The sequence below is a fragment of the Tunicatimonas sp. genome (genome assembly GCF_049647865.1).
In the GTDB taxonomy this organism is placed as follows: domain Bacteria; phylum Bacteroidota; class Bacteroidia; order Cytophagales; family Cyclobacteriaceae; genus Tunicatimonas.
In genome coordinates this window covers 1-2,144 of sequence record NZ_JBARYM010000349.1, presented here as the reverse complement: position 1 = coordinate 2,144, position 2,144 = coordinate 1, and the positions used below count along the sequence as shown (strand labels likewise).

Below are 2,144 nucleotides of genomic sequence, written 5' to 3'. Positions count from 1 at the left end.
AGTTTTGAATTATTCCGGTGAGAGTAACACTTGGAAAATAGAAGAAAGTATCCCTGGTATCAATACAACTTTGCGCAGCGTTGATTCCATTTTAACGAATGTCAATCATTTTAAGAAGCACTACGGTGGAGCGCGAGAATCAGCTATTTATTGGCTACACCTAGGACGAAACAAAAAGCAGGGGCGAGGGGTCATCTCTAAAATTGAAAAGGCTGTTCGCAAAATCAAGAAATTGGGTATAGCAAATTCGTATCAGCAAGAAGTCTTCTACTATCTTCTTCCTTATCAGTTAGTCCAGAGCTTTAAAAAAGACAACCTTACGGATTACGTCAGCTATATAAACGACATCTTCTTGGATAAGGAGTCAACCTACAATTCCCCCTTCCTCACAGAAGCACTCAAGTTTACGTATGGCTATTCGCTCAGACAATTCTTTATGTTAAAAGAACACTCTTCCAGCGAATCGGCTATAGCCGAGTCTGTCTTTGCATTCAACAAGGTAGACAGTATTATTTCTAAAATTCAAAACCCTAACCTTCAGCAATTCGCTTTTCTTTCTTTGGTAGATTCATACTATCATTCGTATGACTCGGACATATACTTAGTAGATAAGAACGTCCCTGATGAGCTAAAGAAAATTGCTATTTCTACCGAGAGTTTATTTATTGAAGAGTACACTAACTATCTTATTAGTGACATTATCCGCTTATCCCCAGAAGCACCTGCTCCCGATTTTACTCTCACATCATATCAGGGCGACTCGGTTAGTCTATCCGATCTACGAGGCAAATATGTATATCTAGACTTTTGGTTTTCTCGTTGCGGCCCTTGTATAAAAGCAATGGAAGAATTAAGGAGTACATACTTGAGTTACGGGAGCGATGTAGTTTTCGTATCTATCAATGGTTACGATGATTTTGAGCTAGGAAAAAAAATTGCCGATGAGCGTAGTTTCATTGGAGTGAAGCTTCATGCCGGAAAGAATCATCCGATTTTGAGAAAGTACAATGTTAATTATTGGCCTACCTACTATCTGATTTCCCCTACTGGAAAAATACTATATAAACCTACCAGATATTATGAGCAGGAATTTGATACAGTGATGAAATATATAAATTGAACTCACTGTTTCTCATTCTATCCAATCCACCAAATCCGAAGTGTAGTAATCTATCTCTAAAGCTTCCAAATAAGGAGCGTGCTGGCCGAGGCGGGTGCGGTAGTCTTCCCACTGGCGGTCAGCGGGAGGTGTCCAGGCAATTTCGGCAATGCCAATCAGGCGGGGAAAGGCCATATACTCAATCTCATCCATATTGGTCACCGTTTCCGACCAGAGAGGAGCTTCAATGCCTAGAATATGCTCCCGACCCACCCCTTCTACCATCTCGGTAGGTTCCCACTGATAGGCACTGTCTACCTCAATATAGGCCGCCCAGTGTAATCCTAGTTCGGTAGTAGAGTCGTACTGCATATCTAGGTAGGTTTTGGTGGCGGGCGACATAATTACTTTTCCGCCCTGCTCAATAGCTTTAGTGGCGTTTTCGGCTTCGGCCCAGTACTGTACTACCGCATTTTCTACTAGCTCAGCGTTGGCAATTTCGTCCCAGCCAAACACCTGCTTGCCGTGCTTCAGCACAATCTCCTGCGCTCGGTTCACAAAAGGAATATATTCTTCTATCGGCGTAGCGTGTGATTCATCCCCACCAATATGAATGTAGGGGCCAGGAGTCAATGCCGCTATCTCGCCGATTACATCGTCTACGAACTGATAAGTCTTTTCGCTACTCGTGCATAGCGTACTGAAACCTACTTCGGTACCCGTGTACAGTTCGGCGGCTTTGCCACTACAATTCAGTTCGGGATAAGCCGTAAGAGCGGCGTTGGTGTGACCAGGCATATCAATTTCGGGAACAATGGTAATAAACCGATCTTGAGCGTATTGCACCAGATCGGAGTACTGCTCCTGGGTGTAGTGGCCACCCGCGCCGCCACCTACCTGGGTACTGCCGCCGTACTCGGCCAGCTTAGGCCACGACTTAATTTCAATGCGCCAGCCCTGATCGTCGGACAGATGAAGATGCAGATTATTTAACTTATAATAAGCCATCAGGTCAATGTAGCGCTTTACATCGTCTACCTGGAAA

General features: G+C 44.1%; 2 protein-coding genes. One reads left to right on the top strand and one right to left on the bottom strand.

Features of this window, described 5'->3' with window-relative positions:
• On the top strand, nt 1-1,120 hold a 1,120-nt coding region (locus WBA23_RS10440), incomplete at its 5' end, for a TlpA family protein disulfide reductase (RefSeq protein WP_424582221.1).
• Between the two features lie 12 nt (nt 1,121-1,132).
• Here WBA23_RS10440 and WBA23_RS10435 read toward each other — a convergent pair.
• Nucleotides 1,133-2,144 (bottom strand): family 20 glycosylhydrolase (locus WBA23_RS10435; RefSeq protein WP_424582220.1); only part of this gene is annotated, 1,012 nt, incomplete at its 5' end.